The organism is Enterobacter sp. Lyrl_3, from assembly GCF_051948675.1.
Classification (GTDB): Bacteria; Pseudomonadota; Gammaproteobacteria; order Enterobacterales; family Enterobacteriaceae; genus Enterobacter; species Enterobacter cloacae.
The window spans coordinates 32,833-58,442 of record NZ_JAYJLI010000021.1; the positions used below are offsets into that span (position 1 = coordinate 32,833).

Consider the following 25,610-nt stretch of genomic DNA (forward strand, 5'->3'; position numbering starts at 1 on the left):
ACATCATTTTTTATTATATCGCTATTTTTATAATGGTTTGTTTAATTTATGTCCTATTCTCTTTATGAAACTTTATTCGGTAATTTTGCAGGAGAACTTGAGCTGCATCATGTGAGCGAAGAAAATCAGTACATTATGTCGGTGCTGGATAATCTGCAGCGGGTGCTCAGTACCCGGGCCGGTTCCGTGGCGCACCTGCCGGACTACGGTCTGCCGGATATGACGCTGATTTTGCAGGGCATGCCCGGCACCGTCCATGAACTCAAATCCACGCTGGCAAAAGTGCTGCTGAAATACGAGCCGCGTATTCAGGACATTAACGTGGTCATTCTGGAACAGAGCCAGCCCGGTGAACTGCGCTATGCCATTGAAGCAGAGCTGCACGACGGCGGGCTGGTGCGTTTTGGCACCGAGTTTATGCCGGAAGGTAAAGTGCTGCTCCGCCACCTGAAACAACAACGCATCCTCCTCTCCTGAATTAAGGACGTCTGAATATGTTTTCCCGAAACCTGCCCGTACATGCGGGCCAGGATCCCCGTGCATGGTCTGAATACACCCAGGTGCGTGATGAACTGAGCAAGCTGACCCACCCCGCTCGCCCCGATGTGGACTGGCGCAACGTGGAGCAGCTCTGCGTCACCTTGTTTCGCCACAACGGCACCGACCTGCAGACTGCCGCCTGGTTCTGCGGTGCCCGCCTGCAGCGTTCCGGTCTCGCCGGGCTGTCTGAAGGGCTGGAACTCATCGATTCGCTGATTTCTCACCAGTGGAGCGTGATGTGGCCGCCGCAGATGCCGTTTCGTAAGGAGGTTCTGGTGTGGCTAAGCGACCATCTGATGCTGAACCTGCGCCGCTTTACGCTCGGTCACCAGGACCTGCCGGTGGTCTATCGTCTGGAGCAGCAGTTTCGCCACCTGTGCGACCTGCTGCAGCGGCTCGAATTGCGCCAGGTCAGTAAAATGGACGCACTGCTGCACTGGATGCACGCGGCGGTGGTCCGGCTGGAGAACGCGAAAGATGCGCCACTGCCCGCCACTGTTGAGTCCGCCTGGCAGCACACCGCCAGTCCGGTTCCGGACCACACTGTGCAGCCGTATGGCGACAGTGACCCGGTGGTGCTGGTGGTCCGTGATGACGGCACGCAGCGGATCACGCAGACCTCCATACTGAAACGCCATCGTCGCGGCATCTGGTCGGGATTTGCCGGTGGTATTGCGGCAACACTGCTGGTCACGGCGATAAGCGCCTGGGGCTGGCTGAGCTGGCAGAACAACCAGCCGGAGACGCTGATTGACACCTCGCTTTCTCCCCTGCCGGTAGTACTGAGTGCCTCAGAACAGGAAGCGATGATTGAGGGCAATGCCGCCGCGCTGCAGGCGCAGGGCCGGATGGCGACGGAGCGGACCCGCGACCAGCTGGATGAACTGGCACAGCTTTCCCCGTCATGGGCGCAGGACTACGGTTTCGCGCTGGTGGCGCAGACACAGCGACTGTGGCCGCATCAGCCGGAAACCGCTGCGCTGGCGAAACAGTGGCAACAGCAGGTGGAAGCGAATGCCCTGCCGGAAGCCCGTCTGCAGGGCTGGCATCAGGCCATGGTACAACTGCAGTCGCTGACGAACCGGCTCAACAGCACCGATATGCAGCGGGGAAAATACATCACGGTCTCAGAGCTGAAATCGTCGGTGTTTGCCATCACGCAAACCCTGAGCCAGAACGTGCCGCTGGAGGAGCAGTTGCGCCAGCTGTCACAGCAAAAAAATAACGACGGCAGTCAGACGGCGACGGAACAGCAGGCTGCACAGCATCTGAATCAGCTTATATTTCGTTACGCATTTATCAGGAATACTGTCAACAACACAGTTCCGTGAATATCACCCAATATGGTTTAAATGAGTCGGAAGGTGTCAGCCAGAACCGACTTAAGGATTTCTATGTCAGTATTTTTCTCTCCGGAGTTTTTATTCTGTTTTATTGTTTTTTTTGCGGCATACTGGTTATGCCAGCCATGGAGTAAAATCCAGAATGTATTGTTACTGGTGGCTGGTTACGGATTTATTGCATCGATAAATGTCAGATCTTTTATTATTCTGATTATTTATAGTGTGCTTGTTTTATTTATGACTGGTATGGCTCATGGGCAAAAATCAAGAAAGTTTGCAGTCCCGCTTCTGCTTTTTGTTGTGTTAAGTTTTTTTATTGCCTTCAAGTATTATTCACCTGTAAGTGAATGGATACAGACTGCAACTGGAGGCTGGCAAAAGTATTTCCCTCTCCCTGTTCTGACTATACTGATGCCTGTGGGGTTGTCATTCTATTTATTTAACTCCATATCGCTGGTCATGTCTGTGGTTCGTGGTGAACTCAGGAATATTCGTGGGATGGACATCCTGCTCTACATGAGTTTTTTACCGACATTTACCGCAGGTCCGGTTAACCGTGCCGTACAGTTATTCCCTCAACTGGAAAATCAAAAACGGCATATCCTTCATTATAAAAAAGCGTTGTTTTTAATCGTCCTTGCCATCATCAAACTGTTTCTTTTTAGTTCATGGCTAAACGATAATCTGGTCACGGATGTTTTTAATAATCCTGATGCAGCAAGTGGCTGGGATTGTCTGTTGGGGGTATTTGGCTGGGCATGGGAAATATATTTTAATTTTTCTGGTTATACAGATCTGGTTACAGGTATGGCATTGTTACTCGGTTACCGGCTGGGCGAAAATTTTAACCACCCATATCGAGCCAGTAATTTGCAGGAATTCTGGCGACTCTGGCACATCAGTTTATCAACATTTATCCGTGATTATATTTATATTCCCCTTGGTGGAAACAGAAAAGGCTGGTTGCGTGCGCAGGTGAACATTTTTGTAGCAATGGTGCTGTCCGGTGTCTGGCATGGTGCCGGGTTGACGTTTATTATCTGGGGGGCGTTGCATGGTTCTGGTATGGTAGTGAATAACCTCTGGCGGCGCTACGTTTCAGAAAGAACCGGTTTTATGCTCCCAGCAGCTCTCGCACGCCTGATGACCTTTCTTTTTGTCTGTCTGGCGTGGGTATTTTTCAGGGCATCATCCATAAACGATGCGTTACTTATCTGTGACAACATTCTGTCGGCATGGCATACGATGCCGACTACCAGCACATTGTCAGCACTTCTGGCATTTGTCTCGCTCATTATTTTTTATCCAGTCCTGGTTAATGTGAGAAAACAGACTGGGATCATTATTGGCGGGTTACCCTGGTATGCACTACCACTGATCATTGTGCCAGTACTGGCTATAACTTTTTTTATTTCTCCTTCAGGTATTCCCGGATTTATTTATGCAAGCTTCTGATTATCAAAATATACTGAGCCGTTCGTTGCAGATTATTATTGTCGTGAGTGTAACTTTTATCAGTTTGTGTTGGTTATATCAGCAAAACCTCAGTCAGTACTGGACACTTCATTTTCATCAGGATGCCCCATGGGACACAGTCACCACAGGTTACTGGCGCGAGGGGGCAGTACTAATGAATGCTGCCACGCTTTCTGAGCATACGTTTATCAGTGCCCTGCACAATGAAAATCAGGGACAAAACAACAACAAGGAGCAGGATACCTCAGTATCAGAGAATGATTTATCTGTGGTTCCCGCAGAGCATAGCTCCAGGGATACATTATCGTTCCCCCTTTCTCAGGAACCGTCTGGACTACTGCAACTGAGCCGACGAGTCACCGGAGCACACGATTCGAATAATCAGTCATACATACTGGCCGGAATTCCGGCATCCACCTCGCCAGACAGAGGAGAGACAGTTGGGGTTGAAGGACCTCTTTATGAAAGTGGCACTGACGGAATGCATAAAGCTATTCTGGGCAGCTCCGAAAAAGTACTGCTGATTGGTGATTCCATGATGGAAGGTGTTGCGCCGAGAGTGCTGAAAATTATACGGGAGAAACATCAGGTCACCGGGATCAACCTGAGTCGTCGTAGTACTGGTCTTGCATACCCAGGCTTCTATAACTGGCCTGCAACGACCGCAGAAACACTGCGTCAGACCCCATCGATTGGTCTACTGGTCGTTTTCCTTGGTCCTAATGATCCCTGGGATATGCCTGCCGGAAAAGGAAAACCTTTTCTTAAATTTGAAAGTGATGACTGGGAGCGGGTTTACCGTGGTCGTATAGATCAGATCCTGGATTTGACGAAGGCATATCATATTCCGGTGATCTGGGTTATGCCTCCTTCAATGAGGAAGTCAAAACTGAGTCATGGCATGAAATATCTGAACACTTTGTATTCTTCTGAAGTTCAAAAATATGGTGGTCTCCTCGTTGATGTGAATGACATATTTAATTATAGCCCTGATATTTACGCTCCTGATATTTTACTTCGTGGAAAAATGACACGGGTACGGGCTGATGATGGTATTCATTATACCCCTGCCGGAGAGAATCTGATTGCACAAGCTATTGTTTCCCACATTCATTTTGAACAGCAAGAAGGTCTGTCAACTGATGAAAGATAAACGTATTTTTATTCCCTGCCTGCTTGCATTATGTGTGGCAGCCACGGTAATCACCTCCTGCCAGAGTACAGGCAATCCTGACCGCCGGGTCACCTCTTTCGAAACAGGGACAAATGGACGGATGATCAACTATGGTGAAAAACAACTTACTGACTTGTCAGAAAAACTAAAACGAAGTAATACTGAAACAACCCACATTATTGTCATTGGTGACTCACATACAGCTGCTGATTTTCTTTCAGGCCAACTTCGAAGCCTGTATCAGCGTCATTATGGGAATGGTGGACCGGGATTCATCAGCCCGATGAGAGTTCCGGGAAATCGGTACAGCCATGTAAATTACAGCAAAGCAAGTGGCTGGCAACTGGAAACCAGTCGAAAAACAAAAGATCCGGCATTTACGCTCGGAGGAAACATTGCAACGCCGACATCGGTAAACAACTCAGAACGTATCACCATTTCTGACGGAGAAACGGAGCTTCAGGCCCGGGCACTGTACCGTTCAACGGGAGATGCAATGTTGCAACTGGGGGGAGAGACAGTAACCCTGTCCGGTACCCAGGGGAGATGGACGTTATCCCGTGCGGTGCCGGTTGCCGATGCATTTGCAGTTTCAATGAAAGGAAATGGCACTCAACTGGCTGGATTCTGGCTGACATCCCGTCATTCAGGCGGTGTGATTGTCAGTGCGCTTGGTATCAATGGGGCTCAGATCTCGATGCTTGATAAATGGGCCTCAGACTGGCCCGGAACGCTAAGCAATCTGACGCCTGATCTGGTTATTCTCGCCTTCGGTACTAACGAAGCATTTAATATTTCAATGTCAGCAGAGGAATATCAGCAAACGCTGCTCAGGCAGATCAGAAAAATTCGTCAGGCTGTTCCAGATGCGGCGATACTGCTTGTAGGACCAGGAAGCAGCATCATGAACAAAAGTGCATCAGGTTGTTCAGCCCGTCAGTCGCCGGTGTTAAAGACGATCATTGAGGTTCAGAAAAAAGTGGCTGCGTCCGAACATACGCTGTTCTGGGACTGGTTTGCCTTTATGGGAGGAGATTGTTCTATAGAGCGCTGGGCTGACAAGGGGAAAGCGCGGCCTGACCTGGTTCATTTAACTTCTGACGGATACCAGGAAACGGCGAGTGCGCTTTGGCAGGATCTTGAAAAAACGATGCAGTAATTATGTAAAAATTTCAATGTTATTGATCCTTCATCAGATAATGAATGATCAATTTTTGTTTGCTTCTTGAACATAATTATCAGGTGTTTATTAATATTTTAACAGGATGTATTTATGCTTTTTTCCAAAAGAGTATTTTCAACTACTTTTATATTTTTTTTCTATGATATTTGCCCTACAGGCTCATGCCATTTCGTATCCGTATAAAGCCATTAACAATATACTGACTTATCAACTGGACAGTAATGCGGAACCGGAAAAACTGGAGGGGGCAAAAACAGACAGCTTTAATGTTATTTACAGTGGTGATTATACCCATGTCATTCAGTCCGGCGGACACTATTTCTGTAATGCTACCCGACTTCCGGCATCATTCGATCCTGACAACGCTCACTTTGATAATTTATTTTTACTGACCGAGGGTAAATCATGGGTTAACTGCAAGGAAATGAGTTTTCCAGTCAATAAAAATACCTTCAGATCATTAAAGCATCCTTACTATACCGATAATAAAGTTGTCTTTACTGCAGACGGGAATATTATCAAAGGAGCGGATGTAAGAACGTTTGTGGCCTTATCTAACAATCAGGCAAAAGATAAATTAAACTATTATTTCTCAGCGATGGATGATGTAATAATCCCATACCATAAAAGTGTTCAGACATGTACAAGCAGTTACGGATGGGCAAAAATTGATGGTAAGTGGTATTATGAAAGGAAAAAGAGACCCGAAGTGGAACCGAACTCCTTCAGATGTTTATCTTTTCCACTTGCTGTAGATAATAATGGGTTTTACACATCAGGGAAACTCAGTTATCTGTTTACAAAAAAGATAAAGGTAGCATCACTCCACTTTCTTTCTGAAAATGTATTAACGGACGGACACAATGTCTGGTTTTCTCGTGCTGGCATAATGAAACTGGATAGTCTGGATCCAAAGACAATATCGGTTTCAGGCATGGGTAATATTACGGTAACGGATGGCAATGTGTCATGGTTTTGTCCATCAGGGCATCAGACAGGCCAACCTATTTGTCAGAGAACCGAAGAGTAGTAATTGTTAAACCAGAACGTGCCGCTGGAGGAGCAGTTGCGCCAGCTGTCACAGCAAAAAAATAACGACGGCAGTCAGACTGTGACGGTGCTACAGGCCGCGCAGCATCTGCGCCAGTTGCAGAACCGTTACGCACTGACCGTACAGGCAGGAAAGTTAACCCCATGACACACGACGATAAAACACAACCCGATAATCATTTCTTACTGTGGACGGTGAAGGATTTATCCTTTCTGGAAAATAACTACGGCACAATGCCCGTGGCAGAGCTTGCCACCATTCTGAAACGTACCCCGGGGGCGGTAGGACTGATGGCCGACAGACTGGGCTGTCGCGGCAAGAGAAGCCGCCCCTGGAGCGAAGCGGAAATGGAGATTATCCGCCATCACTACTCGCAGGGGGTTGAGGCTGAAGAGCTGACCCGGCTGCTGCCGGGCAGAAGCGTCAGCGCGATATTTTCACGGGCCATCATTTTAGGCGTGCAGAGCGGTCGCTTCTGGCGTGAAGATGAACTTCGTATTCTGAAAGCACAATACCCGGTGGTCGGTATTGAAGTCATGCGGCAGTTGCCAGACAGGAATGAGGTTGCCGTCAGGTTGATGGCGAGGCGGCTCGGCCTGAAAAAATCTCGTGAAAGTCAGGCAGGATTTCGCCCCTGGAGCGATGAGGACTGGGCGCTACTGGAGAAAAATATGCACCTGAGTATTGCTGAACAGCAGGCGACGCTGTTTCCTGACCGGACCAACCGGGCGGTGGAGAAGGCCCGGGGACGACTGCTTCGGAGACAAAGGAATAATACGACCAGCACATGAATCTGAACACGGAATATTCATATTCCATACGTTTTTATATTGTCAGATAAAATAAATACACCACGAATATTGAAAGTGCCATTTAAATTATCAGCAATAACGTACTGCTGCCATCCATTAAATAACCGGGTTGCAATATTTTTTTATTTTAACTGTTTTAAACCAGAGTGGCTGGTCTGTGAGGTCGGAATATGATGGCATATTACTTCATGCTCCCGGCAGTCGATGATATTTTATTACTGTCGGTGATGTTATCATTACTGGTTATGTCGTCGTATATTGGCCGTTATCTTCGTCATTATTCCCGGGGAAATGCCAGTACAGGCAATGATATTGTTATCACTGCAGGAACGCTGGCGCTATCCCTGCTGCTTATCGGATTTGCCTTTTCGGCGGCGATAAACGGCTTTGTGATGCTGAAGCAGTCGCAGGTCCGGGAGGCGCAGGCCATTGAACAAGCCTGGCAGTATACGCAGCTGTTACCGGAACCCACGCTGCAGAAAGCTCAGGGACTGCTCCGAAAATATCTGGACGCACGTATTCATTTTTTCAGGGACAGCACCCTGCAGGGCGGAAGGGTCTGGAACCGGCAGTCGGAGACGAGCCAGCAGCAACTCTGGGAGCTGGTTGTGCCGGAGACCCTGCGCAATACCTCTCCGCTCATGGTGCCGTTGCTGTCCTCCCTGAGTGAGCTGAGAGGGTCACAGCAGCAGACCACTGCCGTGAATCAACGGAAAATCCCGGATGCAGCATGGCTGATAATTCTTCTGTTTGCCATGGTGGCCTGTTGCATGGCGGGCAGGCAACACGCGGACCGGCGGCACGGACTTTATCTGCTGGTACTGCCTGTGATGATATCGCTGTCCCTGTTTCTGGTTGCTGAAATCGATATTCCCGGCGAGGGCATTATTCGCGTCATGCCAGACGACCTTGAACATGTGCTGTTCACCCTTCCCCCCGTTTCTGCAGGAATCAAAAATGATTCGACACATTCTGTTTATCACATTCACTGATGAGGCTTCACCTGAGCAGATTAATGCGGTCAGGCAGGCTTTCCTGCGTATACCCCGACAGGTTACCGGGATAACCCGCGTGGAATGGGGCATCAATGACAGCCCTGAAGGTAAAAATGCGGGTCATACCCACTGTGTGCTGATGACGTTTGCGGACGAAGCGGCCCGCCAGCACTATCTGCCACATCCGGCCCATGATGCACTGAAATCCATTTTTCGACCGGTGCTGCGGGATATTGTCGTGCTGGATTTTACGCTGAAGCCGGAAAGTTCGGCGGGTTGGGTAAACCAGCGGAGAGCAGTATGTACAGAAGCCCATTGAGCGATGCCATCAGGCAGAGACCGTCCCTGCAATACGGTAAAAAGAAGTACCTGTGGCGTACAGGTGACAAGTGCAGTGGACTCTGGCTAATTAAATTCGGGGCCGTCAAAACGTTTTTTATCAACTCACGCGGGGATGAACACATCACCGGTTTTTATCTGCCCGGTGAATACCTGGGGCTGGATGAACTTTCCGGAGAATTGCACCGGGGATATGCACAGGTGATTGATGACTGCGCCGTTCATCGCCTGCCTGCGACGCAATTAAGCGGGTTTATGGAGGCATGTGGTGAACGCCGACACATCTACCAGCTGATGAGTGAGTACTTACGCCTGAACAAGGCACGCTTCCATCAACTGAGCCATATGAGTGCCGGTGAGAAGCTGGCGCATTTTATTTACGACCTCGCGGTTCGTTATGGTTATCCTGGATGCATACGCCGGGAGTTTCGCCTGCCGGTGCTGCGGTGCGATATCGCGAATTACATTGGCGTCACGCCGGAAACGGTGACGCGGGAAATCCTCAAAATGGTCGATATGGGGGCATTCCGGTTCAGTGGCCGGAATATCTCAGCACTGCGACCGTCGGTGCTGGTACAACTGGCGGAGGGCAGGCTGTCCCACCAGAACGACGAACAATCATTAACAGAAATACGGAGAGCAGGATATGGTCAGTGATGCAGTCGCTGAGAAACTGGAGAAAGCCGGGTTATGGCGACGGGCAGCAACCCGCTGGCTGGCGGTGATGGACCTGTGCGATACCGATGCGCAACGGCAGTGGGTCAGCCAGAAGCGGCGTCAGTGCTATTCAAACATTGCGCTACCGGTTTCAGAGCAACTGAATATCAGCGCCTTTAGCAGGGCCGCCACGGTTGCGCAGGAAAAAATGGGTATCCGTCAGCTTGATGGCTCAGCATTCAGAATGAAATCACAGAAAAAAATAAAAAATCAATCCGGGTGACATGGCGTCGGTTATCCGTGTTGACTCTGTGGGGCTCCCGGTTCCATTTTTCGGGGGGATATTTCCTGAAAATACCGGAGAGGTTGCCATGTCAAAGTTATCGGTTGTTCTGCTGGGGGCTGCGCTGTCCCTTTTCGCTGCGGGTTCTTTTGCTTCAGAGCCAGTATCACCATTGAGTCAGACCATTCAGTATGCGCAGAGTACCACGGTGAAGTCAGAAGCCACAAAGGCCACCAAAAAACATGCTAAAAAGAAAGCGGTGCGAAAGGCAAAGAAAAAAGCGGTCAGCACGCTGGTTAAATAAGTCATGAATCAGGGCGGTTTTCTTTTACAGAGAACCGTCCTTTAATAAGGAGTATCGTTGAGTCAATATATTTTATTAATAATTATTATCACCTGGCACCTTTTGTGATTTTTTAAATGAAAATTAGTTCTTAGTTATTTATGATTAACGGTTAGGAGGGGGTGTGGAAGAAATAGCTATCCAGTTTTCTAGAGATTTACGTCTGGTTTTTGAAAACACGCATGATGAGTTGGATAAAATGGGAATACCATTTTTTTATAGCTTTCCAACAAACTCATGTCAGGGAGCGTCAGTATATCTCGGTTTGTTCCTTAAATGGCTTTCACCCAAGTCTCGCATCAATGTCGTTAAAGGAAGTCACCGGACGAGAGGGGAGCATCATTATTGGGTTGAATTCAATGGCAGAGTATATGATTTAACAAATGATCAGTTTGAATCGTGGTTGGGTGAGCGCTTCGAGGGGGTAGGCTCCCCTGTATATGCATCAAGGAAACACCCTCTGCGGAGTTATTTTTTTTACAAAAAAAAGACATATGTAATTGATGCTTATGCAACGTTTTGTTCCTACCACGCGAATACTAGGGATGTTCATAAGGCTCAGTGGTTTATTGTGGATAAACTTAGAGAGTTGGGTTGGGAGGTTGAACATACAATAGAGGGGAACAAATTTATAAAAATAAAATAATTATTATGAAATGGTTGGCAGTATTATAGCTTTTGAGTAACTAAGATGATTAACGGTTCTTTGAGTGTTTAAGTATAATATTTCTCGCGCCGGGTTGCAGATGCTGAAACTGGACTGGCTCAGGAAATGCACGGGCACTGGAATCTGACTGAAGCGGCAAGTATAATCCGGGAGTCAGCGCTTTATGTCTTTAACTCTGAAAGGTAAACTAAGCCCATTCACAGGAACTGTAATCACGCATTGCTTAATAGCTGATACGAAAAGCCGTGTGTACAAAAGCAGGAAGGCATATGACAAGTCGTCCCCAGATGATAATCAACGTGTTACAAGCGAATCCCGATAAGCAGTTTACGGCTCGCCAATTGGCACAAAAAATCATTGACCATTATGGTGCAGAATTGGCTGAAAAACGTAAAAACCCACGTTTTGCCAGTGACGAAGCTTTTTTAAGCCAAATTACCGCTGAAGTTGGTGGCAGTCGGACTGTTAAAGCGAAAGCTATGTGTCCTCAGGTGATGACGCGTGATAAACCAAGACCACGATTGTTTTATTGGGGAGAATCTGTGGTTGAACAGGCGGATGCTCACGTAGTCCCTGAACCAGTAGTTGAAACTGTTAGCTTTACCGAGTATTCGTTGTATCCGATCCTGATTGATTACCTCTCGCAGGAGGAGGGGTTATTGTGCCGTCGTATTGACGATAAACGCTCAAGCAATAACAAAGGGCTGGGAGGAAACCACTGGCTATATCCCGATATTGTTGCACTGGAGCCCCTGGATAAAGAATGGGACGATGTGGTTCAAAACTGTGTTCGCCATAGTGAAGGGCGTTTAACTCGGCTATGGTCTTTTGAGGTGAAAAAACAGCTAAACCGTAGCAATGTGCGTGAATGTTTCTTCCAGGCGGTCAGCAATTCCAGTTGGGCGCATTTCGGTTATCTGGTGGCGACTGAAATTAACGAAGATAAACAGCGTAGCGTGGAGCGTGAACTTCAGATGCTCTGTGCGTTGCACGGTATTGGTGTGCTCCTCCTGGATCCGCATGATTTCTCTAATAGCCAGACGTTGATTCCGGCGCGTGAACGTGCCAGCATGGACTGGAAGTCAGTGAACCGTCTGGTGGAAGAGAATCGGGATTTTAAAGATTTCATTGAGCTGGTGGGGGAATACCATCAGACAGGGAAAATTCATAAGACACTATGGAATAGATAGTCACTGTCAGATCGGGTCTGAGCTAACATATAAGAATGGCAAGCCCTTTAAAGGCTTGCCATTCTGTTCAACTCACAACTTTGTATCATGAGTTGAAGCATCTATATTTTCCCACCCACTCCCTTAAATTTTTCAACAAACGCTGCAATTTTTTGGAAAACACTTTGCTTTTTTGTGAGGTATTGGGGATTTAGTGGGCTCATTTTGGGCAAAACGGCATTAAGCTCCGTACCATTGTCGCTGGCAAACTCTCGTTTAAGAGAAGTGGTAATATAACGTTTAGCTGCCTCTTCATTCAGATTCTCGGATCCAATTAACTCTTGTGCTTCGCGTAGTTGCTCTACCTGTGCAAAAGCAAAGAAGGCATCTATAATACTGGCCTTGTCACTAATTTTGTCCAGGTCGGTTTGATTAATAAAATCAACGACCAAGCTTTCTTTGGCCCGACTCCCAAGACTGGCACGTATTAATCGACGAACTTCATCAATTAAGCCTGCTTTACTTTTATTCTTACGATTGTGTTCAAAAATCAGCTCGAGAATATAATCAAGATTAATTTCTTGCGACTTCAGTAGATCTACCTCAAAGACAACATCATCCCAATCAATAGTCGATTTTTCTTTTTCAGCGGAAGATTTTTCCCGACGCAGCCAGTCGCGAACATCGTTATAAGTTGAACGGTAGTCCTGAATTTTCCGTTCAGACGGCATTTTAATTGTTTGCAGCGTCGCCAGATCCTCATCGCTTAAATAATGCAGGGTCTTGAACTCCTCAACCGCCTCAGGATCATTGATGTTAATGTTCTGCAAGGCCTTCAGGCTGGCAAACTCGTCGTAGTTTTGCAGCACGTTCTCAACGCGTAAATACTCACCAAAGAGTTTCGCAAAGGCTTTTTTGTCGGACTCTTTCTCAATGGCAGAGGGATCGGGAAAGCGTTGCTCTAGCTCCGTCACCACATCCACAAAGCCACGCCTTGCCTCACCGGTTACTACGTCGGTAAAGCCTTCCATATACTCCTTGTAGCTTTTCTCAAGCACCACGTTCTTGGTGTTTTTATCGCCAAACAACGTGATGGCGTCAATTGTCGCCTGCTCCAGGTCACGGAAGGTAACGATATTGCCGAAGGTTTTGGTTGCGTCAAAAATACGGTTGGTGCGTGAATAGGCTTGCATCAAACCGTGGTAGCGCAGGTTTTTATCCACAAACAAAGTGTTCAGCGTCGGCGCATCAAACCCGGTCAGGAACATGCCGACCACAATCAGTAAGTCGATCTCCTTAGCCTTAACTTGCTTGGCCAGATCTCGGTAATAGTTTTGAAAACCATTGCTTTCCACGCTGAAGTTGGTTTTGAACAGTGCGTTGTAGTCAGCTATGGCAGCACTTAAAAACTCTTTGGCACTGCTGTTCATTGCCGATACGTCAAAACTTTCATCCAGAATATCGCCTACTGCATCCTGTTCCTCATTGGCCACAAAAGAGAAAATGGTGGCGATTTTTAGTGGCTTATCGCTGTCTTTTTGCAAGTCTTTGAACGATTCGTAATACAGCTTGGCTGCATCCACGCTGCTCACGGCAAACATCGCATTAAACCCTTTTGCCCCTGCGTGCAGGCGATGCGTTTTTTGCCGAAAGTTATTCAGGATGTACTGCGAAATTTCTTTTATACGGATAGGATGCAATAAGGCTTGCCTGTTTTCCGCCGCGCTAAGCTTTTTCTCGTCCTGTTCGCTTTCAATAGCTTTGAAATGTGGGCGCACATCGTTGTAGTCCACTTTGAACTTGAGTACCTTTTCATCTCGAATCGCATCGGTGATCACATAAGAGTGCAACTCTCGACCGAACACGCAGGCCGTGGTGTCTGCTCCCAGAGCGTTTTGGGGAAAAATTGGTGTGCCGGTAAAGCCGAACTGATAGAACTTCTTAAACTTTTTCTTTAAGTTCTTCTGGGCTTCACCAAACTGGCTACGGTGGCATTCATCAAATATAAACACCACCTGTTTATAGTAAATGGGCAGGTCGTTTTCGCTCTTCATCAGGTTATTGAGCTTCTGGATGGTGGTGACAATGATTTTGTTGTCATCTTTATCCAGATTACGCTTGAGGCCAGCGGTGCTGTCAGAGCCGTTCACACTATCCGGGGAAAAACGCTGGTACTCCTTCATTGTCTGGAAATCCAGATCTTTACGATCCACCACGAAGAAAACTTTGTCGATGAACTCCAGCTCAGTGGCTAAGCGCGCCGCCTTGAAGCTGGTCAAGGTTTTACCGGAACCTGTGGTGTGCCAGATATAACCGCCGCTTTCCGTATTGCTCCAGTTTTTAGCCTGATAGGCGCTGTTGATCTTCCACAAGATACGCTCGGTAGCAGCAATCTGGTAAGGGCGCATTACCAGTAGTGCATCGCTCACATCAAACACCGAATAATGCAGCAGTACATTGAGCAGGGTGCTCTTCTGGAAAAAGGTCGCGGTAAAATCTTTCAGGTCTTTCAGCAAGCTGTTATCAGATTTCGCCCAGTTCATGGTGAAGTCGAAGCTGTTTTTGTTGCGCTGGGTAGTATTGGCAAAATAACGGCTATCGGTGCCGTTGGAAATCACAAACAGCTGCAAATACTTAAACAAGGAATGTTCACTGTTAAAACTCTCTTTGCTGTAGCGATGCACCTGATTAAAGGCTTCGCGGATCGCCACGCCGCGCTTTTTCAGCTCCACCTGTACCAGCGGCAAGCCATTCACCAGAATGGTGACATCATAACGATTGGCATGACTACCCTGTTGCTCAAACTGCTTGATGACCTGAACCTTATTACGGGCAATGTTTTTTTTGTCTACCAAGTAGATGTTCTGGATATGACCATCGTCAAACACAAAATCATGGATATAGTCGTTATGAATTTTGCGGGTTTTATCGACGATGCCATCGCTCGGCTTGTCCAGCCAGGTCTCCACAAACCGCATCCATTCACCGTCAGCAAACTGCATGTTGTTCAGGGTCTGCAACTGCTCGCGCACGTTGGCCAGCAGCTTCTCAGGCGTATTTAAACCAGGCTCATACTCGTAGCCTTGATTGTGCAAATCCTGAATGAACTCCCGTTCCAGGTCACCTTCGCTCTGGTAGCTTTCATTAAGCTGCCATTCCCTGGCGTATTTATCGAGAACGATAAAGCTATTTGCTTCGGCTACAGCCTTGTATTCGTACATGCTTTACCCCTAAATCTTTTTCTTTAGTTTTCAATCTGCTGGAAGCGATACATCGTATTGATTTCATTAACCAGATACCGCAAAACACGTTTGTCGTCTTCAGTGAGATCGGCCACTTCTTCGCCCGCATGCTTCGAGTGGCTGGAGATATTAATAATCCGAGCCTCATACGGATTGGTTTTTCCGTCATCCGTTTTTGGCAACAGATCCCCCCATTTCTTATAGCCAAGAAACGTGGAGGTTTTTTCCAGAATATTTCTTAAAAAATTAAAGTGATACTTGCTCAACTGACCACTCTCGATGGCTTTTTCGAGTTCTGATTTCAAATAAAGATGATATGAGAATGGCGAGTCATTGGGTTGTTGGTCTAATTGATATGTGCCGTCGTCAAGCTTGGTCATCCGATACTTATCAAGCCATTTTTTCTTGTAACCACCGTCGTCACTGTTAAGCTCATTATGCAGAACGTTATAAAAAAGCGGATTGTGAGTGGTTATGATGAATTTGACATCAGAATTGTTTGACTTGATCAGTTGGGCCAAATCTACAGCCAATTCAATCAAATGGTTTTCATCCAGCGAACTGACCGGGTCGTCAATAAATATATATTCCAATTGGTCAAATGCGTTGGTTTCACGCTCGGAGGGCTCAGCAACATTGAGAATATCAATCACCTGTTCGATCAGCGTATAGAAAATGCTCCAGATGAAATTGCTTTCCTCACCCTTGGATATTTTCAGATTTCCTGAGTGTTCATCATGGCCACGCTCAATGGAAAACGTGATTTCTGAGAAGGCTTCTACAGTGATTTCTCCTGTTATTTCATCTTTTTGCTCTTCGTTAAAGCGCGGTGTGAGCTTATCGTTGGTGTAACGCTGAAAGGTCGCAATGATATTCCGATCTTGTCCTTGATCTTTCAGCACCCAGTCGGTAAACGAATTGGGCTGGATTTTTAGCCGGGGCTCGGCATCCTGCTCCAGGTCGTTGTCCCAATAGAATAAATCTTCAGTAAACGCGTTGTAATACAGGAATTTATTGCGTGACAGCTCAGACTGTTCGACTTCATCTCCCTCATTTCTGGGGGCAACAAGCTGCTTAAATTCGCGCGACAGGCGTGTTTTCCCCGTGCCATTAAAGGCATAGATCAACTGTATCTTTTTATTGGCGTCTTTAAGCTGCTGGGCGATTTCTGCTAGTGTCTTGCTCATATCAGGCCACTACCTCTTCAGGCTTGGGAAAGCTCAACAGCAAATCACGGTAATACTCATATTGCTTTTGGCGTAATGCGATTTCACGTGGTAAACCTTCACTGATGGAATTAGTAAGGGCATCGAATTTGTCCAGAATAGCGACGATACGGGCTTGTTCGGCAAGCGATTTTTCAAGGTCATTTGGATACGGAACAGGAATGGCGATTTTAGCAAACCCATTAATCAATAATGTATTGACCTTGGTTCTGGCCACATACTTTGCTTTCTCGGCAATGAAAGATGCTGTTTGCATGCAATAGGAAACAAACTTCGGGTTCATTGAATGTCGGAAAGCATAACAGTGGTCGTGAATAGCCACTTTTTCATCTCCAAGCCAGGCCACGGCTTTACCAACATCCTCGACGGTTTCTCCAACATCAGTTATCACCACGTCTCCTGGTTCCGCATAGCGAAGTGACTTGGTCATATCGTTTCTGACCTGAGAAAGCGCATGAGTTGTAAAGACGCCGTACCGAGTGTATATCTCACCGTAGTGAATAGCACTGATACCATCTTCGGCATAGTCAGCTTTCGTAAAACGCTTTCCTCGAATAAATTCGCCAATCTCCCCCAAAGCTTTCCACTCTACGTCCCCTTTCTTAAAACGCAACAACTGGTCGCGATAGTAGTTGTATTGTTTTTTACGGGCTGTAAGCTCGGCTGTAAGCTCGGCTGTAAGCTCGGCTGTAAGAGAGGTAAAAGTGTCCAGAATGCCGACGATTTCAGCTTGAATTTGAAGCGGGGGAACGGGAATCGGCAGGACTTCCATTTCGCTTTTACGGATAGATGGAACTGCTCCAGAATCGTGTGCTAGCGAACTCAGATTGATTGTTTGCATCCAGAAAAAAAGAAATCGAGGACTAATTTCTTCTCCCGGAATTAGTCCCATAACATTGTTATCATATGCGGATGGTACTGATAATAGACGCTTCTTATTTGTAGCAACCGCAGCACCAATTTTAGGAAAAATAACACTCCCTGCAGGAGCAAGCTTAATACCAAGTTTTTTAACTACCACATCATCGACATAATTATTGGCTGCAACCATCACCGTTTCGTTACCAGCGATATTCATGTCGCTGACTTTATAGAATGGATAAATACCTTCAGATTGCCCTTGATAGATATTGGGGAACCCCCAACCACTACGAATTTCAGCTACTTCTTTCAATGGTTTCCATTTTACTTCGATACCACTAAGCAGCCTTTCCATAAAGCTCATCTCGCTCATGCCTTCAGCTCCTTACCTTCAATCACCGCCACAATGGCATCAATATCCGCTCGTAACTGGTCGATTTTAGAGGCTGTGATTTTCAGGTCGGCATTGAGCGCAGTGATATCGACTACTTCGCGGTTGTCTTTGGCTTCGATATAGCTACTTACCGACAGATTGTAATCATTGACCTTAATATCTTCAAAATTTACCGATTTGGCAAAATGATTAACGTCTGCCTTGCTATCGAATACCTGCATGATTTGCTCAATATGCTTCTCAGTGAGAGTATTGTTATTGGTTTCCTTCTTAAACAGCCCGCTGGCGTCGATAAACTGGGTGGTCATGTCAGTTTTGTGTTTGGACAGCACCAGAATATTCACGGCGATGGTGGTGCCAAAAAACAGGTTAGGCGCGAGTGAAATCACGGTTTCGACGTAGTTGTTATCCACCAGATACTGGCGAATTTTCTGCTCGGTGCCACCCCGGTAGAAAATGCCGGGGAAGCAGACAATGGCTGCGCGCCCTTTGCTGGAAAGGTAACTGAGCGCATGCAGCACAAAAGCGAAGTCGGCTTTGGATTTGGGCGCTAACACCCCTGCCGGGGCAAAACGGTCATCGTTGATCAGAGTGGGATCGTCTGAGCCTATCCATTTCACCGAGTAAGGTGGGTTAGAGACGATGGCATCAAAAGGTTTGTCATCGCCAAAATGCGGATTACGCAGCGTATCACCGAGCTGGATATTGAACTTGTCATAGTTGATGTTGTGCAAGAACATGTTCATCCGCGCCAGGTTGTAGGTGGTGTGGTTGAGTTCCTGCCCCCAAAAACCATCTTCAATAATGTGGGCGTCAAAGTGTTTTTTGGCTTGCAGCAGCAGCGAGCCAGAACCACACGCCGGGTCATAAATCTTGTTGACGCTGGTTTGCTTGTGCATGGCCAGTTGCGCAATCAGCTTGGACACGTGTTGCGGGGTAAAAAACTCACCGCCGGATTTGCCTGCATTGGCGGCATAGTTGGAGATAAGAAACTCGTAGGCATCACCGAAAAGATCGATGTGACTACCCTCAAAATCGCCAAAATCTAATTCTGCCACCCCTTTGAGCACCGCCGCCAGGCGTGTATTTTTATCTTTTACTGTATTGCCGAGCCGGTTACTGGTAGTGTCAAAATCAGCAAACAAACCCTTGATATCATTCTCGGAAGGGTATCCACTGGCGGACATTTCAATAGCCGAGAAGATGTCAGCCAAATCGGTATTTAATTTTTCGTTAGTACTAGCACCAGCCGCGATGTTAACAAACAAATCGTCTGGGTAGATGAAATAGCCTTTGGTTTTAATGGCATCGTCTTTGATTTCTGGGGTAATGACGCTCCGGGGGAGCGTTGCATACTTGACACTGTCATCTCCACCTTCAATGTAATTGGCAAAATTCTCGCTGATGAAGCGGTAAAACAGAGCGCCTAAAACGTATTGTTTAAAATCCCAGCCATCCACTGCACCGCGTACATCGTTGGCAATCTGCCAGATCTGGCGTTGCAGTGCGGCGCGTTGTTGGGTGCTTGTCATGGTAAAACTCCGGTTTTAATACATTTCTGGTAGCCAAAGGCTCATAATTAGTCCTGCATTATAACGATTAGGGATGTTCTAATCATTTCGAATCGCCACTAAATTGTGTGAATCGCAGGGGTAATGGCGATTGATTAATAGTTAGACGTTACACGGATAACGATTTTCCCAGTATTCCCCCAAACGGCCGACTTAAGGGCTGGCGCACCTTGCATTATGTATTCTGATCGCTGTTGGTCTTGCCAGACAGGAAAGGAGAGCGCTTTCTGCCCTGCAGACGCACATGTTCATCATGCAATGGCTGCTGACGGCGCAGAAGCGTAAACTGTTTCCCCGAATGTTAGCGCAGGACATCATCTGGCTGCAGGAACAGGGTAAGCGTTACGGGGCATCAGCGAGGCTTTACAGCAAAGTGGAGTATATCTGGCTAGCCAGTTCAGGCGAACTCACGCAGCAGAGCACGTTGTTTCGCTTTACGTACATGATCGACACACTTCGGACGATAGGCTGGGTAGACTGGCTGGTGTCCGCCAAAGAATGGGAAGAAAAAGCCAAATTAGCGGGTAATGTCTGTGCGATCTATACGCCAAAAGACGATCTGCATCAGGTGTTCATCGAAAAGGGCGAACTTATCAAGCCGATGGCGTTACGGCTTACCGGCGATATCAGCGGCATTCCTGCACTGCTGGCTCAATGTAATCTACACGCTGAACGGTTGCCTGATGACGAGGGATATGTCGTTTATCAACTATTGCCAGAATAGAGCTGATTTTACTGGGGTTGCAGGTTTATGATTCGCGTTGACCATGCTTCTTTTTCCCTGGTGCGTCCATAGTCCAGGTTGATTGTTCCGTTGCTTTGGGCCATCACTTTGAAGGTCTAAGAAAATTCACCGCCACTGCCGACTACTTCAGAGCTACTTGTTGGTGAGGGTGAGTATCCAGCAGACAACAGCATCACTGAATCAGGCATATGCCTTAACCCCCACGTAGCACCGGTTGTTGGATTTGCGGGCAGGGTAATGGAAAATGTGGCATCAACAGAGACAGAAATGGTCTCCGGCGTTTCAGATAAACATTGTTGTTCGGGGACTTTGTTATAATTACCGGTTATCACGGTGAAATAACCTGACGGGCATTTGCTGAGAGAAAGGAGTGGCTTTGCTGGCTCAGCCGAAACGGAAGTAATTCTTGTACAGCATAGGGTGAGAAGGAATAGAGTGTGTATTGCTGGAATGTTATTCATAATGCCACCGTTTTTTTATTCGTCGATTTTTTCGCAGAGAAAGTTTTCCACTTTGATTCTTTCACCAAATGATCTTCCCGTTTCTTTCGGTACGTAAAATATTGACTCGCACTGCGCCAGTGTTAATTTTTTCGGTGAAAAGCGGGTCCAGGTGACGTGAGGGTTTCCCGGTTTAATAATCGTCGCAGTTATTTTATACAACGTGATTCTCCTTTGCGATCTTCGATCCTGGTGGTGACTGAATTATTCGGTTAACTTTCTTCCGGACCAGTTCCTGGTACAGGCAGTCGCCGGGCTCCCCGGTAATGGCGGCGGTAGTTATCCTGTTCCAGACTAACAATCTTTACATTCTGGCCGGTGTGTGGTGCCTCAATAAAGTGCCCGTTCCCCAGATAAACGCCAACATGGTCAACATCACCGCCCTTCATGGCGAAAAAGACCATATCGCCCGGCTCCAGATGCTGAAACTGGACTGGGTGTGCCTGCGCCATGCTGTACATGCCTTCAGCGGTTCTCGGGAGCCGGGTATTGAAGTTTTTGCGCCAGGCGTAGTAAACCAGTCCACTGCAGTCAAAACCGGTTTCCGGAGATATTCCACCCCAGCGGTAGGGCTTCCCCAGTTGAGCCATCAGTGTATTGATGACTCGGGTCCGCGCAGGTTTAACGGGAGAATGGGGCATTGGTCTGGTCGCAATACGGGCATGCGATTTTTTGTGTACCGGCTGATGTGGCCGGGTATGGCTGACCGGTGATGCCAGTACCGATGCCTGGTACCCGAGTAACAGTAAAAAAAGAAATGGCCGATGACGCCGCATTCTTCATCCTCGCTTTTGTCTTTTTTCTGTTATCAGGACGGTAGCGAGTGGTTGTAAAGTCAGCGGACGCATTCCCGGTGGTTGCGATAAATTGTTATCACCATGCTCCCTGTGCTAAACCAAATTGCGTATTCCCGCGAAATCATGATCGACTATGGTGCGAATTGGCGATCGATCACCGTGCGAATATGCACCATATCAGGTATGTGGTTTCGGGTGTGCAACTTTTTGTTAATAAAGGATGAATTGTGAAAAAATTACTGGTGATGGCTGTATTGCTGGGTATGTCAACAACAGCACTGGCTGCGGATATTTACTCTCCGGCGAGCGGCGTTGTGTGTGATAAAAAAGCCGGGTATTGCGTTGATAACCAGGGGATTGCGATGGGCCTGACGGCGTTGTATCTGGGGAAAACCGCAGAGGATAACCTGCAGAAGTCCTTCGGTGATGGTGTCAGCGTCGATTTGAGCGAATATACGTTCAGTAACGGGGTGCATTGTGATTCTAAGGAACGGCAGTGTTACAAAGATCGCTTTTATCCACGAACTCCAGAAAAAAAAGAAAACACACTGACACAGAAGATATTTGGTAAGGCACATCAGGGGAAATAATTCCTTAAAATACTGTGCATTTATTGCCAGAAAGCATCTCCCGTTGCTAAGGCTTATTTGTCCATTTGTATAACGGAGAAATTTAGCTATGCGCATATTACCTGTTTCGCTTATTGTCAGCAGTTTCATTTTTAGCACCGTGACGATGGCAGCGTCCCCGGCAAAGAAAGATGAACAATCTGTAGTTGATGTTCAGCAGACTACAGATGCTCCTGCCCCAAAGAAAGCTCCACGCCTCCGTAAACCAAAGGTTGATGATAGCATTACTCAGCCAACGGATACGGCTCCGGCGGCTGTTCGGGATAAAACCGGTCGGTTCGTGAAAAAACAGAACCTGCAGCCGGTTCCTGAGCAAAAGCCAGCCCCTGTTCCGACTCCGACAAAAGAACCAAAGTCAGTACCCGCAGCGGTGCCAAACACGGTTGAGCCGGGTGCAACAGCACGGTGTAAAGACGGTTCTTTCAGTCATAGCAAGCAGCACAGTGGCTCTTGTTCGCGCCATGGTGGCGTAGCCCAATGGCTGACTGAATAACGGGGGGAGATAACATGGGTATTCTGAACAATATTCTGGGCCGTTTTTTCCAGGGAACGGATGTACATCCAAATCTGATGGCTTTCCTGTCGTGGGTACAGGATGAGGGTGGATTTCCGGCGCTGCTGGCTCGCTTTAAGACGCTGGAAAAAGGGGGGCTGACGGCTGAAAATCTTACCCCTGAGCATATCAGCAGTGTGTTCAGCGCCGATGAGCTGTCTTCGCTTGCACAGCGTATGGGGATTTCTCAGGAAGACGTGATGGGCTGGATTGGCACTCATCTTCCAGCTGTGTTGCAGCATTTGTCTCCTGAAGCGCACCAACTGGGCGGCAGCAATATGCTTGATATGGCGCTGTCGATTCTTCGTGATCGTATGAAGTGATTTTTCTCTTCCTTTATGCAGTTAGATGCTTAAGGGAGACGACAGGTCGAAGTAAATAAAAAATATAACGATAAAAGGACGCCCGGCCATGAAGGCTGAGCGTCCTGTTTTTTATCTTTGGTGGTGTGGCGATATAACATCAACAGTAAAGTTATTCAGGCAGAGAGCCCGCCAGATTCTTTGCCGAAACACTGCTGGTAGGCTGCTCTGTTACTGCAGGTGGCGATTCAGTAACCGTCACTGCTGCAGACGAAGCAGAACCCGGATGGATGTTCAGAAACGACGACAGCATGGTACGCAAGGTTTCTGCGCTTGTGTTGTCAGCCAGCAGTGCCGCCAGTACCGACGGCAACCGGCTGTCAATTTCTCCCAGCGCAATACCTGCAAGTAACGCCGTTCGTGATAACTCACCGCGATCGCCCCGGTGATGCGACTCAATACGCGCATCTGCAAAGCGCTCGCTGGCATGTGTTGCAGGGCGCAGATAAATCAGTACTTTTCTTCTATTCATTACTACCTCTATCAGCCAATAGCTTTCAAACCATGTACCAGCGCGAACTGCGGATCCTGTGCAACAAAGAAACGATCTTCGCGCAGGTTAACATGAGTACGAATGTCATCGGCCAGCATGCAGGCTCCGCCGCCAACGACCGCAACATGGGTGTAGCCTTTAAAGCGATCAATCGCTTCCAGCACCCGCGCACGGTATCGTGCAATACCGCTGTGGATTGCCTGCTTTATGTCATCGACAGCACGCGGATCGTTGATATTGTTCGCTAGGTACATATCGTCAAACCGTTTGATTATCAACCGATCCACGTTGTAGCGGGACAGCGCCATACCGGCCTTACGCAATGCCTGTTGCACTTCATCGGTCACCAGAGACACACCTAACGCCGGATCGCCGTAGATACGCGAGACTGAAGACATCTGGCCCGCCACCTGTGATATGTCCAGCGTCGTTCCGCCGAGATCTACAATCAGCACCGAGTTGGAAGACGAGAGTTGATCGCACAGCGCTATACCGGCAGGAATGGACTCCGGGCGCACGGTAACGCGGGTGATGGTAAAGATGTGACCGCTATTCAGCACCACCGGTTGCAGCAGGTTCTGTTTCTTACGCTCAATGTTATCAAGCCGGTACTGAGCATCTTCGTCGTAGAACTCCGCCAGTGGTAGTGTCACCACGATATCCACGCACTGTGGCGCAAGACCGCTGGTCAGCAGAGCATGATGCACAGCCACCACATTGAGAGGGCTGTACTGCCATGCGATATTACTGGTGGTAAGAGTATCGGGGGAAATGAGGTCAAACGAGTATTTTTCTTTGCCAGCAGTGTAGTTAAACGGCTTACCGCTGCCAAACGTGGCTGACCATCCGCGTTTGAAGCTGTTGGGGCTGATGTGGGTAAATGTTTTGCCATGCAGCTCCCATAGCATTTTGATGTGGGTCGAACCGTCGTCGATATAAATGCGCATTTTGCACCTTTGTTGAGTTAAATATGTATTGGGATTGAGCCGCCCGGCGTCACCGGAGGCGTGTAGGGCGGTTATTGCGCCAGAACTGAGAGCACAATGAGATGAATCAGTGCCAGCAAGCGCTCAACGAGAAAAGGCAGTGCTGCCAGTAAGACAAACATGAGAAATCTTTTCATCGGGTCAGTTTCCTGTATGGGGTGAGTAAAATGCGAATTGCCATACAAGATTCAGGAGACAGACCTAAAGGATTTATAGCGAGGTTTTACGTTATGAATTGCGCATGGCAAATTAAATAAAATATCAGTTTATTTAAAATGAAATGCAGTGGTGGTATTTGATGGGGAGTTAAAGCACTGCTATGAAATGAAGGGCGCTCAACCATGAAGGTTGAGCGTCCTGTTTTATACCGTTTTATTTGCCACGACTCAGACTATCGATATGGTCAGCATACCACTGCATCATTTCACGCCGACCATCCAAATACTGCGCATGGTTGTAGGTGCCGCGAATACTGTTCTTATCCACGTGGGCAAGCTGCATTTCGATCCATGCAGTGTTGAACCCATGCTCATGCAGGATGGTACTCATTGTGTGGCGAAAACCATGACCGGTTGCTCTCCCGTCGTAGCCGATGCGTTTGAGGACCATGTTGATACTGGCTTCACTCATTGGTTTATTGATATCGCATCGTCCGGGAAATAGCAGTCGATACTGTCCGGTATACACCTGTAATTCGCGCAGGATTGCCATCACCTGTTTTGACAATGGTACCAGATGAATACGCCTTCCTTTCATGCGTTCTTCCGGTACGGCCCACAGAGCATTGTCGAAATCGAACTCAGACCATTCTGCCGCACGTAACTCTATCGTCCTGACCCCGGTCAACATCAACAGCCTGGTTGCCATACGGACAACAGGGCTGCCGTGATACTCCGCCAGCTTTGCAAGAAGAGCAGGGAGTTCATTTTCTTGCAGGTGAGGAAAATGTTTCGACTTCGGCGCTGTCAGCGTACTGGTTAACTCTGAGGCAGGGTTAATCGTGGCACGTCCGGTTGCAATAGCGTAGCGGAAGATTTGATTGCAGTACTGTCTGACTTTACGCAGTTTTTCCAGTGAGCCACGCTTCTCAATCAGTCGTAGCGCCTCCAGCATTTCCAGCGGCAGGATTTCTGCAACAGGACGTTTGCCCACATGAGGGAAGATATCCTTCTCCAGAGCTTCCTGGACGCTCTCAGCGTAGCTTTCTGACCACGAGGCC

The 25,610-nt window shown here is 47.7% G+C and carries 29 protein-coding genes; 19 read left to right on the forward strand and 10 right to left on the reverse strand.

Annotation, left to right across the window (positions count from 1 at the left end):
* Positions 1 to 48: 48 nt before the first annotated feature.
* From tssE to VF709_RS22555, 15 genes are all read left to right on the forward strand, one after another.
* Positions 49 to 477: a type VI secretion system baseplate subunit TssE gene (gene tssE, locus VF709_RS22485; RefSeq protein WP_440232322.1), complete on the forward strand. Its 429-nt coding sequence runs from the start codon at positions 49 to 51 to the stop codon at positions 475 to 477.
* A gap of 17 nt (positions 478 to 494) precedes the next feature.
* A complete protein-coding gene (locus VF709_RS22490) occupies positions 495 to 1,871 on the forward strand; it encodes a VasL domain-containing protein (RefSeq protein ID WP_440232323.1) in 1,377 nt (458 codons plus the stop codon).
* Positions 1,872 to 1,934: 63 nt separating this feature from the next.
* A complete protein-coding gene (locus VF709_RS22495) occupies positions 1,935 to 3,338 on the forward strand; it encodes an MBOAT family O-acyltransferase (RefSeq protein ID WP_262768508.1) in 1,404 nt (467 codons plus the stop codon).
* The gene (locus tag VF709_RS22500) at positions 3,325 to 4,512 is read left to right on the forward strand and encodes an SGNH/GDSL hydrolase family protein (protein WP_262768506.1); all 1,188 of its coding nucleotides are present in this window, start codon (positions 3,325 to 3,327) and stop codon (positions 4,510 to 4,512) included. Before VF709_RS22495 ends, VF709_RS22500 begins: the two co-directional genes overlap by 14 nt.
* Entirely contained in the window at positions 4,502 to 5,692 is a 1,191-nt protein-coding gene (locus tag VF709_RS22505) for an SGNH/GDSL hydrolase family protein (RefSeq protein ID WP_440232324.1), read from the forward strand. Before VF709_RS22500 ends, VF709_RS22505 begins: the two co-directional genes overlap by 11 nt.
* Positions 5,693 to 5,798: 106 nt before the next feature.
* Complete coding sequence (locus VF709_RS22510) at positions 5,799 to 6,746, forward strand: hypothetical protein (protein ID WP_440232325.1); 948 nt, start codon at positions 5,799 to 5,801, stop codon at positions 6,744 to 6,746.
* 3 nt (positions 6,747 to 6,749) lie between these two features.
* Positions 6,750 to 6,914, forward strand: coding sequence for a VasL domain-containing protein (locus tag VF709_RS22515; protein WP_262768500.1), 165 nt, complete (start codon positions 6,750 to 6,752; stop codon positions 6,912 to 6,914).
* Entirely contained in the window at positions 6,911 to 7,558 is a 648-nt protein-coding gene (locus tag VF709_RS22520) for a hypothetical protein (RefSeq protein WP_440232326.1), read from the forward strand. The genes VF709_RS22515 and VF709_RS22520 overlap by 4 nt, the downstream gene beginning before the upstream one ends.
* Before the next feature lie 191 nt (positions 7,559 to 7,749).
* Positions 7,750 to 8,571, forward strand: coding sequence for a hypothetical protein (locus tag VF709_RS22525; RefSeq protein WP_440232327.1), 822 nt, complete (start codon positions 7,750 to 7,752; stop codon positions 8,569 to 8,571).
* On the forward strand, positions 8,537 to 8,893 hold the full coding sequence (locus VF709_RS22530) for a Dabb family protein (protein ID WP_440232328.1): 357 nt from the start codon (positions 8,537 to 8,539) through the stop codon (positions 8,891 to 8,893). The genes VF709_RS22525 and VF709_RS22530 overlap by 35 nt, the downstream gene beginning before the upstream one ends.
* Positions 8,875 to 9,570 carry a cyclic nucleotide-binding domain-containing protein gene (locus tag VF709_RS22535; protein WP_440232329.1) on the forward strand — a complete coding sequence of 232 codons (696 nt, stop codon included), beginning with the start codon at positions 8,875 to 8,877 and terminating at the stop codon, positions 9,568 to 9,570. Before VF709_RS22530 ends, VF709_RS22535 begins: the two co-directional genes overlap by 19 nt.
* Positions 9,560 to 9,853 carry a PerC family transcriptional regulator gene (locus VF709_RS22540; protein ID WP_440232330.1) on the forward strand — a complete coding sequence of 98 codons (294 nt, stop codon included), beginning with the start codon at positions 9,560 to 9,562 and terminating at the stop codon, positions 9,851 to 9,853. The genes VF709_RS22535 and VF709_RS22540 overlap by 11 nt, the downstream gene beginning before the upstream one ends.
* A gap of 1 nt (position 9,854) precedes the next feature.
* Positions 9,855 to 10,157 (forward strand): hypothetical protein, encoded by a 303-nt coding sequence (locus VF709_RS22545; RefSeq protein WP_440232331.1) that lies wholly within the window; start codon positions 9,855 to 9,857, stop codon positions 10,155 to 10,157.
* Positions 10,158 to 10,320: 163 nt separating this feature from the next.
* Positions 10,321 to 10,842 (forward strand): hypothetical protein, encoded by a 522-nt coding sequence (locus tag VF709_RS22550; RefSeq protein WP_440232332.1) that lies wholly within the window; start codon positions 10,321 to 10,323, stop codon positions 10,840 to 10,842.
* A 290-nt stretch (positions 10,843 to 11,132) separates the two neighbouring features.
* Positions 11,133 to 12,053, forward strand: coding sequence for a COG2958 family protein (locus VF709_RS22555; RefSeq protein WP_440232333.1), 921 nt, complete (start codon positions 11,133 to 11,135; stop codon positions 12,051 to 12,053).
* A gap of 101 nt (positions 12,054 to 12,154) precedes the next feature.
* On the opposite strand, the gene VF709_RS22560 is transcribed toward VF709_RS22555, so the two are convergent.
* The 4 genes from VF709_RS22560 to VF709_RS22575 are packed head-to-tail and all read right to left on the reverse strand — an operon-like array spanning position 12,155 to position 19,287.
* Positions 12,155 to 15,253: an HsdR family type I site-specific deoxyribonuclease gene (locus VF709_RS22560; RefSeq protein WP_440232334.1), complete on the reverse strand. Its 3,099-nt coding sequence runs from the start codon at positions 15,251 to 15,253 to the stop codon at positions 12,155 to 12,157.
* Between the two features lie 23 nt (positions 15,254 to 15,276).
* The gene (locus VF709_RS22565; RefSeq protein WP_440232335.1) at positions 15,277 to 16,461 is read right to left on the reverse strand and encodes an AAA family ATPase; all 1,185 of its coding nucleotides are present in this window, start codon (positions 16,459 to 16,461) and stop codon (positions 15,277 to 15,279) included.
* 1 nt (position 16,462) lies between these two features.
* Positions 16,463 to 17,734 (reverse strand): restriction endonuclease subunit S, encoded by a 1,272-nt coding sequence (locus VF709_RS22570; RefSeq protein WP_440232336.1) that lies wholly within the window; start codon positions 17,732 to 17,734, stop codon positions 16,463 to 16,465.
* A complete protein-coding gene (locus VF709_RS22575) occupies positions 17,731 to 19,287 on the reverse strand; it encodes a type I restriction-modification system subunit M (RefSeq protein ID WP_440232337.1) in 1,557 nt (518 codons plus the stop codon). The genes VF709_RS22570 and VF709_RS22575 overlap by 4 nt, the downstream gene beginning before the upstream one ends.
* A 223-nt stretch (positions 19,288 to 19,510) precedes the next feature.
* On the opposite strand from VF709_RS22575, the gene VF709_RS22580 reads away from it, so the two are divergent.
* Entirely contained in the window at positions 19,511 to 20,050 is a 540-nt protein-coding gene (locus tag VF709_RS22580; RefSeq protein ID WP_440232348.1) for a DUF2913 family protein, read from the forward strand.
* Positions 20,051 to 20,166: 116 nt separating this feature from the next.
* Here VF709_RS22580 and VF709_RS22585 read toward each other — a convergent pair whose 3' ends face one another.
* From VF709_RS22585 to VF709_RS22595, 3 genes are read right to left on the reverse strand one after another with little or no spacing between them, the layout of a single operon-like run.
* Positions 20,167 to 20,532 (reverse strand): protease inhibitor I42 family protein, encoded by a 366-nt coding sequence (locus tag VF709_RS22585; protein ID WP_440232338.1) that lies wholly within the window; start codon positions 20,530 to 20,532, stop codon positions 20,167 to 20,169.
* A 15-nt stretch (positions 20,533 to 20,547) separates the two neighbouring features.
* On the reverse strand, positions 20,548 to 20,733 hold the full coding sequence (locus tag VF709_RS22590) for a DUF1187 family protein (RefSeq protein WP_440232339.1): 186 nt from the start codon (positions 20,731 to 20,733) through the stop codon (positions 20,548 to 20,550).
* Between the two features lie 50 nt (positions 20,734 to 20,783).
* Positions 20,784 to 21,161: a C40 family peptidase gene (locus tag VF709_RS22595; RefSeq protein WP_440232340.1), complete on the reverse strand. Its 378-nt coding sequence runs from the start codon at positions 21,159 to 21,161 to the stop codon at positions 20,784 to 20,786.
* Between the two features lie 434 nt (positions 21,162 to 21,595).
* On the opposite strand from VF709_RS22595, the gene VF709_RS22600 reads away from it, so the two are divergent.
* The 3 genes from VF709_RS22600 to VF709_RS22610 all read left to right on the forward strand — a co-directional run bounded on the left by VF709_RS22600 (position 21,596) and on the right by VF709_RS22610 (position 22,873).
* Positions 21,596 to 21,958, forward strand: a complete 363-nt coding sequence (locus tag VF709_RS22600; RefSeq protein ID WP_440232341.1) for a YcgJ family protein — start codon at positions 21,596 to 21,598, stop codon at positions 21,956 to 21,958.
* Positions 21,959 to 22,046: 88 nt separating this feature from the next.
* Positions 22,047 to 22,490: a DUF3761 domain-containing protein gene (locus VF709_RS22605; RefSeq protein ID WP_440232342.1), complete on the forward strand. Its 444-nt coding sequence runs from the start codon at positions 22,047 to 22,049 to the stop codon at positions 22,488 to 22,490.
* A gap of 14 nt (positions 22,491 to 22,504) precedes the next feature.
* On the forward strand, positions 22,505 to 22,873 hold the full coding sequence (locus VF709_RS22610) for a YidB family protein (protein ID WP_440232343.1): 369 nt from the start codon (positions 22,505 to 22,507) through the stop codon (positions 22,871 to 22,873).
* Between the two features lie 151 nt (positions 22,874 to 23,024).
* Here the strand turns inward: VF709_RS22610 and VF709_RS22615 are convergent, their stop codons facing one another.
* The 3 genes from VF709_RS22615 to VF709_RS22625 all read right to left on the reverse strand — a co-directional run.
* Positions 23,025 to 23,384 (reverse strand): plasmid partitioning/stability family protein, encoded by a 360-nt coding sequence (locus VF709_RS22615; RefSeq protein ID WP_440232344.1) that lies wholly within the window; start codon positions 23,382 to 23,384, stop codon positions 23,025 to 23,027.
* Positions 23,385 to 23,395: 11 nt separating this feature from the next.
* Positions 23,396 to 24,352: a plasmid segregation protein ParM domain-containing protein gene (parM, locus tag VF709_RS22620; RefSeq protein WP_440232345.1), complete on the reverse strand. Its 957-nt coding sequence runs from the start codon at positions 24,350 to 24,352 to the stop codon at positions 23,396 to 23,398.
* Between the two features lie 411 nt (positions 24,353 to 24,763).
* The coding region (locus tag VF709_RS22625) for a tyrosine-type recombinase/integrase (protein ID WP_440232346.1) at positions 24,764 to 25,610 on the reverse strand (847 nt) is incomplete at its 5' end.

Bases quoted from the DNA above. Each gene is read 5' to 3' on its own strand.
- VF709_RS22525 (WP_440232327.1), top strand. From the start codon at position 7,750: ATGATGGCATATTACTTCATGCTCCCGGCAGTCGATGATATTTTATTA.
- VF709_RS22595 (WP_440232340.1), bottom strand. From the start codon at position 21,161: ATGGCTCAACTGGGGAAGCCCTACCGCTGGGGTGGAATATCTCCGGAA.
- VF709_RS22520 (WP_440232326.1), top strand. From the start codon at position 6,911: ATGACACACGACGATAAAACACAACCCGATAATCATTTCTTACTGTGG.
- VF709_RS22610 (WP_440232343.1), top strand. From the start codon at position 22,505: ATGGGTATTCTGAACAATATTCTGGGCCGTTTTTTCCAGGGAACGGAT.
- VF709_RS22585 (WP_440232338.1), bottom strand. From the start codon at position 20,532: ATGAATAACATTCCAGCAATACACACTCTATTCCTTCTCACCCTATGC.
- VF709_RS22565 (WP_440232335.1), bottom strand. From the start codon at position 16,461: ATGAGCAAGACACTAGCAGAAATCGCCCAGCAGCTTAAAGACGCCAAT.
- VF709_RS22490 (WP_440232323.1), top strand. From the start codon at position 495: ATGTTTTCCCGAAACCTGCCCGTACATGCGGGCCAGGATCCCCGTGCA.
- VF709_RS22495 (WP_262768508.1), top strand. From the start codon at position 1,935: ATGTCAGTATTTTTCTCTCCGGAGTTTTTATTCTGTTTTATTGTTTTT.
- VF709_RS22545 (WP_440232331.1), top strand. From the start codon at position 9,855: ATGGCGTCGGTTATCCGTGTTGACTCTGTGGGGCTCCCGGTTCCATTT.
- VF709_RS22615 (WP_440232344.1), bottom strand. From the start codon at position 23,384: ATGAATAGAAGAAAAGTACTGATTTATCTGCGCCCTGCAACACATGCC.
- VF709_RS22540 (WP_440232330.1), top strand. From the start codon at position 9,560: ATGGTCAGTGATGCAGTCGCTGAGAAACTGGAGAAAGCCGGGTTATGG.
- VF709_RS22560 (WP_440232334.1), bottom strand. From the start codon at position 15,253: ATGTACGAATACAAGGCTGTAGCCGAAGCAAATAGCTTTATCGTTCTC.
- parM (WP_440232345.1), bottom strand. From the start codon at position 24,352: ATGCGCATTTATATCGACGACGGTTCGACCCACATCAAAATGCTATGG.
- VF709_RS22605 (WP_440232342.1), top strand. From the start codon at position 22,047: ATGCGCATATTACCTGTTTCGCTTATTGTCAGCAGTTTCATTTTTAGC.
- tssE (WP_440232322.1), top strand. From the start codon at position 49: ATGTCCTATTCTCTTTATGAAACTTTATTCGGTAATTTTGCAGGAGAA.
- VF709_RS22530 (WP_440232328.1), top strand. From the start codon at position 8,537: ATGATTCGACACATTCTGTTTATCACATTCACTGATGAGGCTTCACCT.
- VF709_RS22505 (WP_440232324.1), top strand. From the start codon at position 4,502: ATGAAAGATAAACGTATTTTTATTCCCTGCCTGCTTGCATTATGTGTG.
- VF709_RS22555 (WP_440232333.1), top strand. From the start codon at position 11,133: ATGACAAGTCGTCCCCAGATGATAATCAACGTGTTACAAGCGAATCCC.
- VF709_RS22510 (WP_440232325.1), top strand. From the start codon at position 5,799: ATGTATTTATGCTTTTTTCCAAAAGAGTATTTTCAACTACTTTTATAT.
- VF709_RS22570 (WP_440232336.1), bottom strand. From the start codon at position 17,734: ATGAGCGAGATGAGCTTTATGGAAAGGCTGCTTAGTGGTATCGAAGTA.
- VF709_RS22575 (WP_440232337.1), bottom strand. From the start codon at position 19,287: ATGACAAGCACCCAACAACGCGCCGCACTGCAACGCCAGATCTGGCAG.
- VF709_RS22535 (WP_440232329.1), top strand. From the start codon at position 8,875: ATGTACAGAAGCCCATTGAGCGATGCCATCAGGCAGAGACCGTCCCTG.
- VF709_RS22500 (WP_262768506.1), top strand. From the start codon at position 3,325: ATGCAAGCTTCTGATTATCAAAATATACTGAGCCGTTCGTTGCAGATT.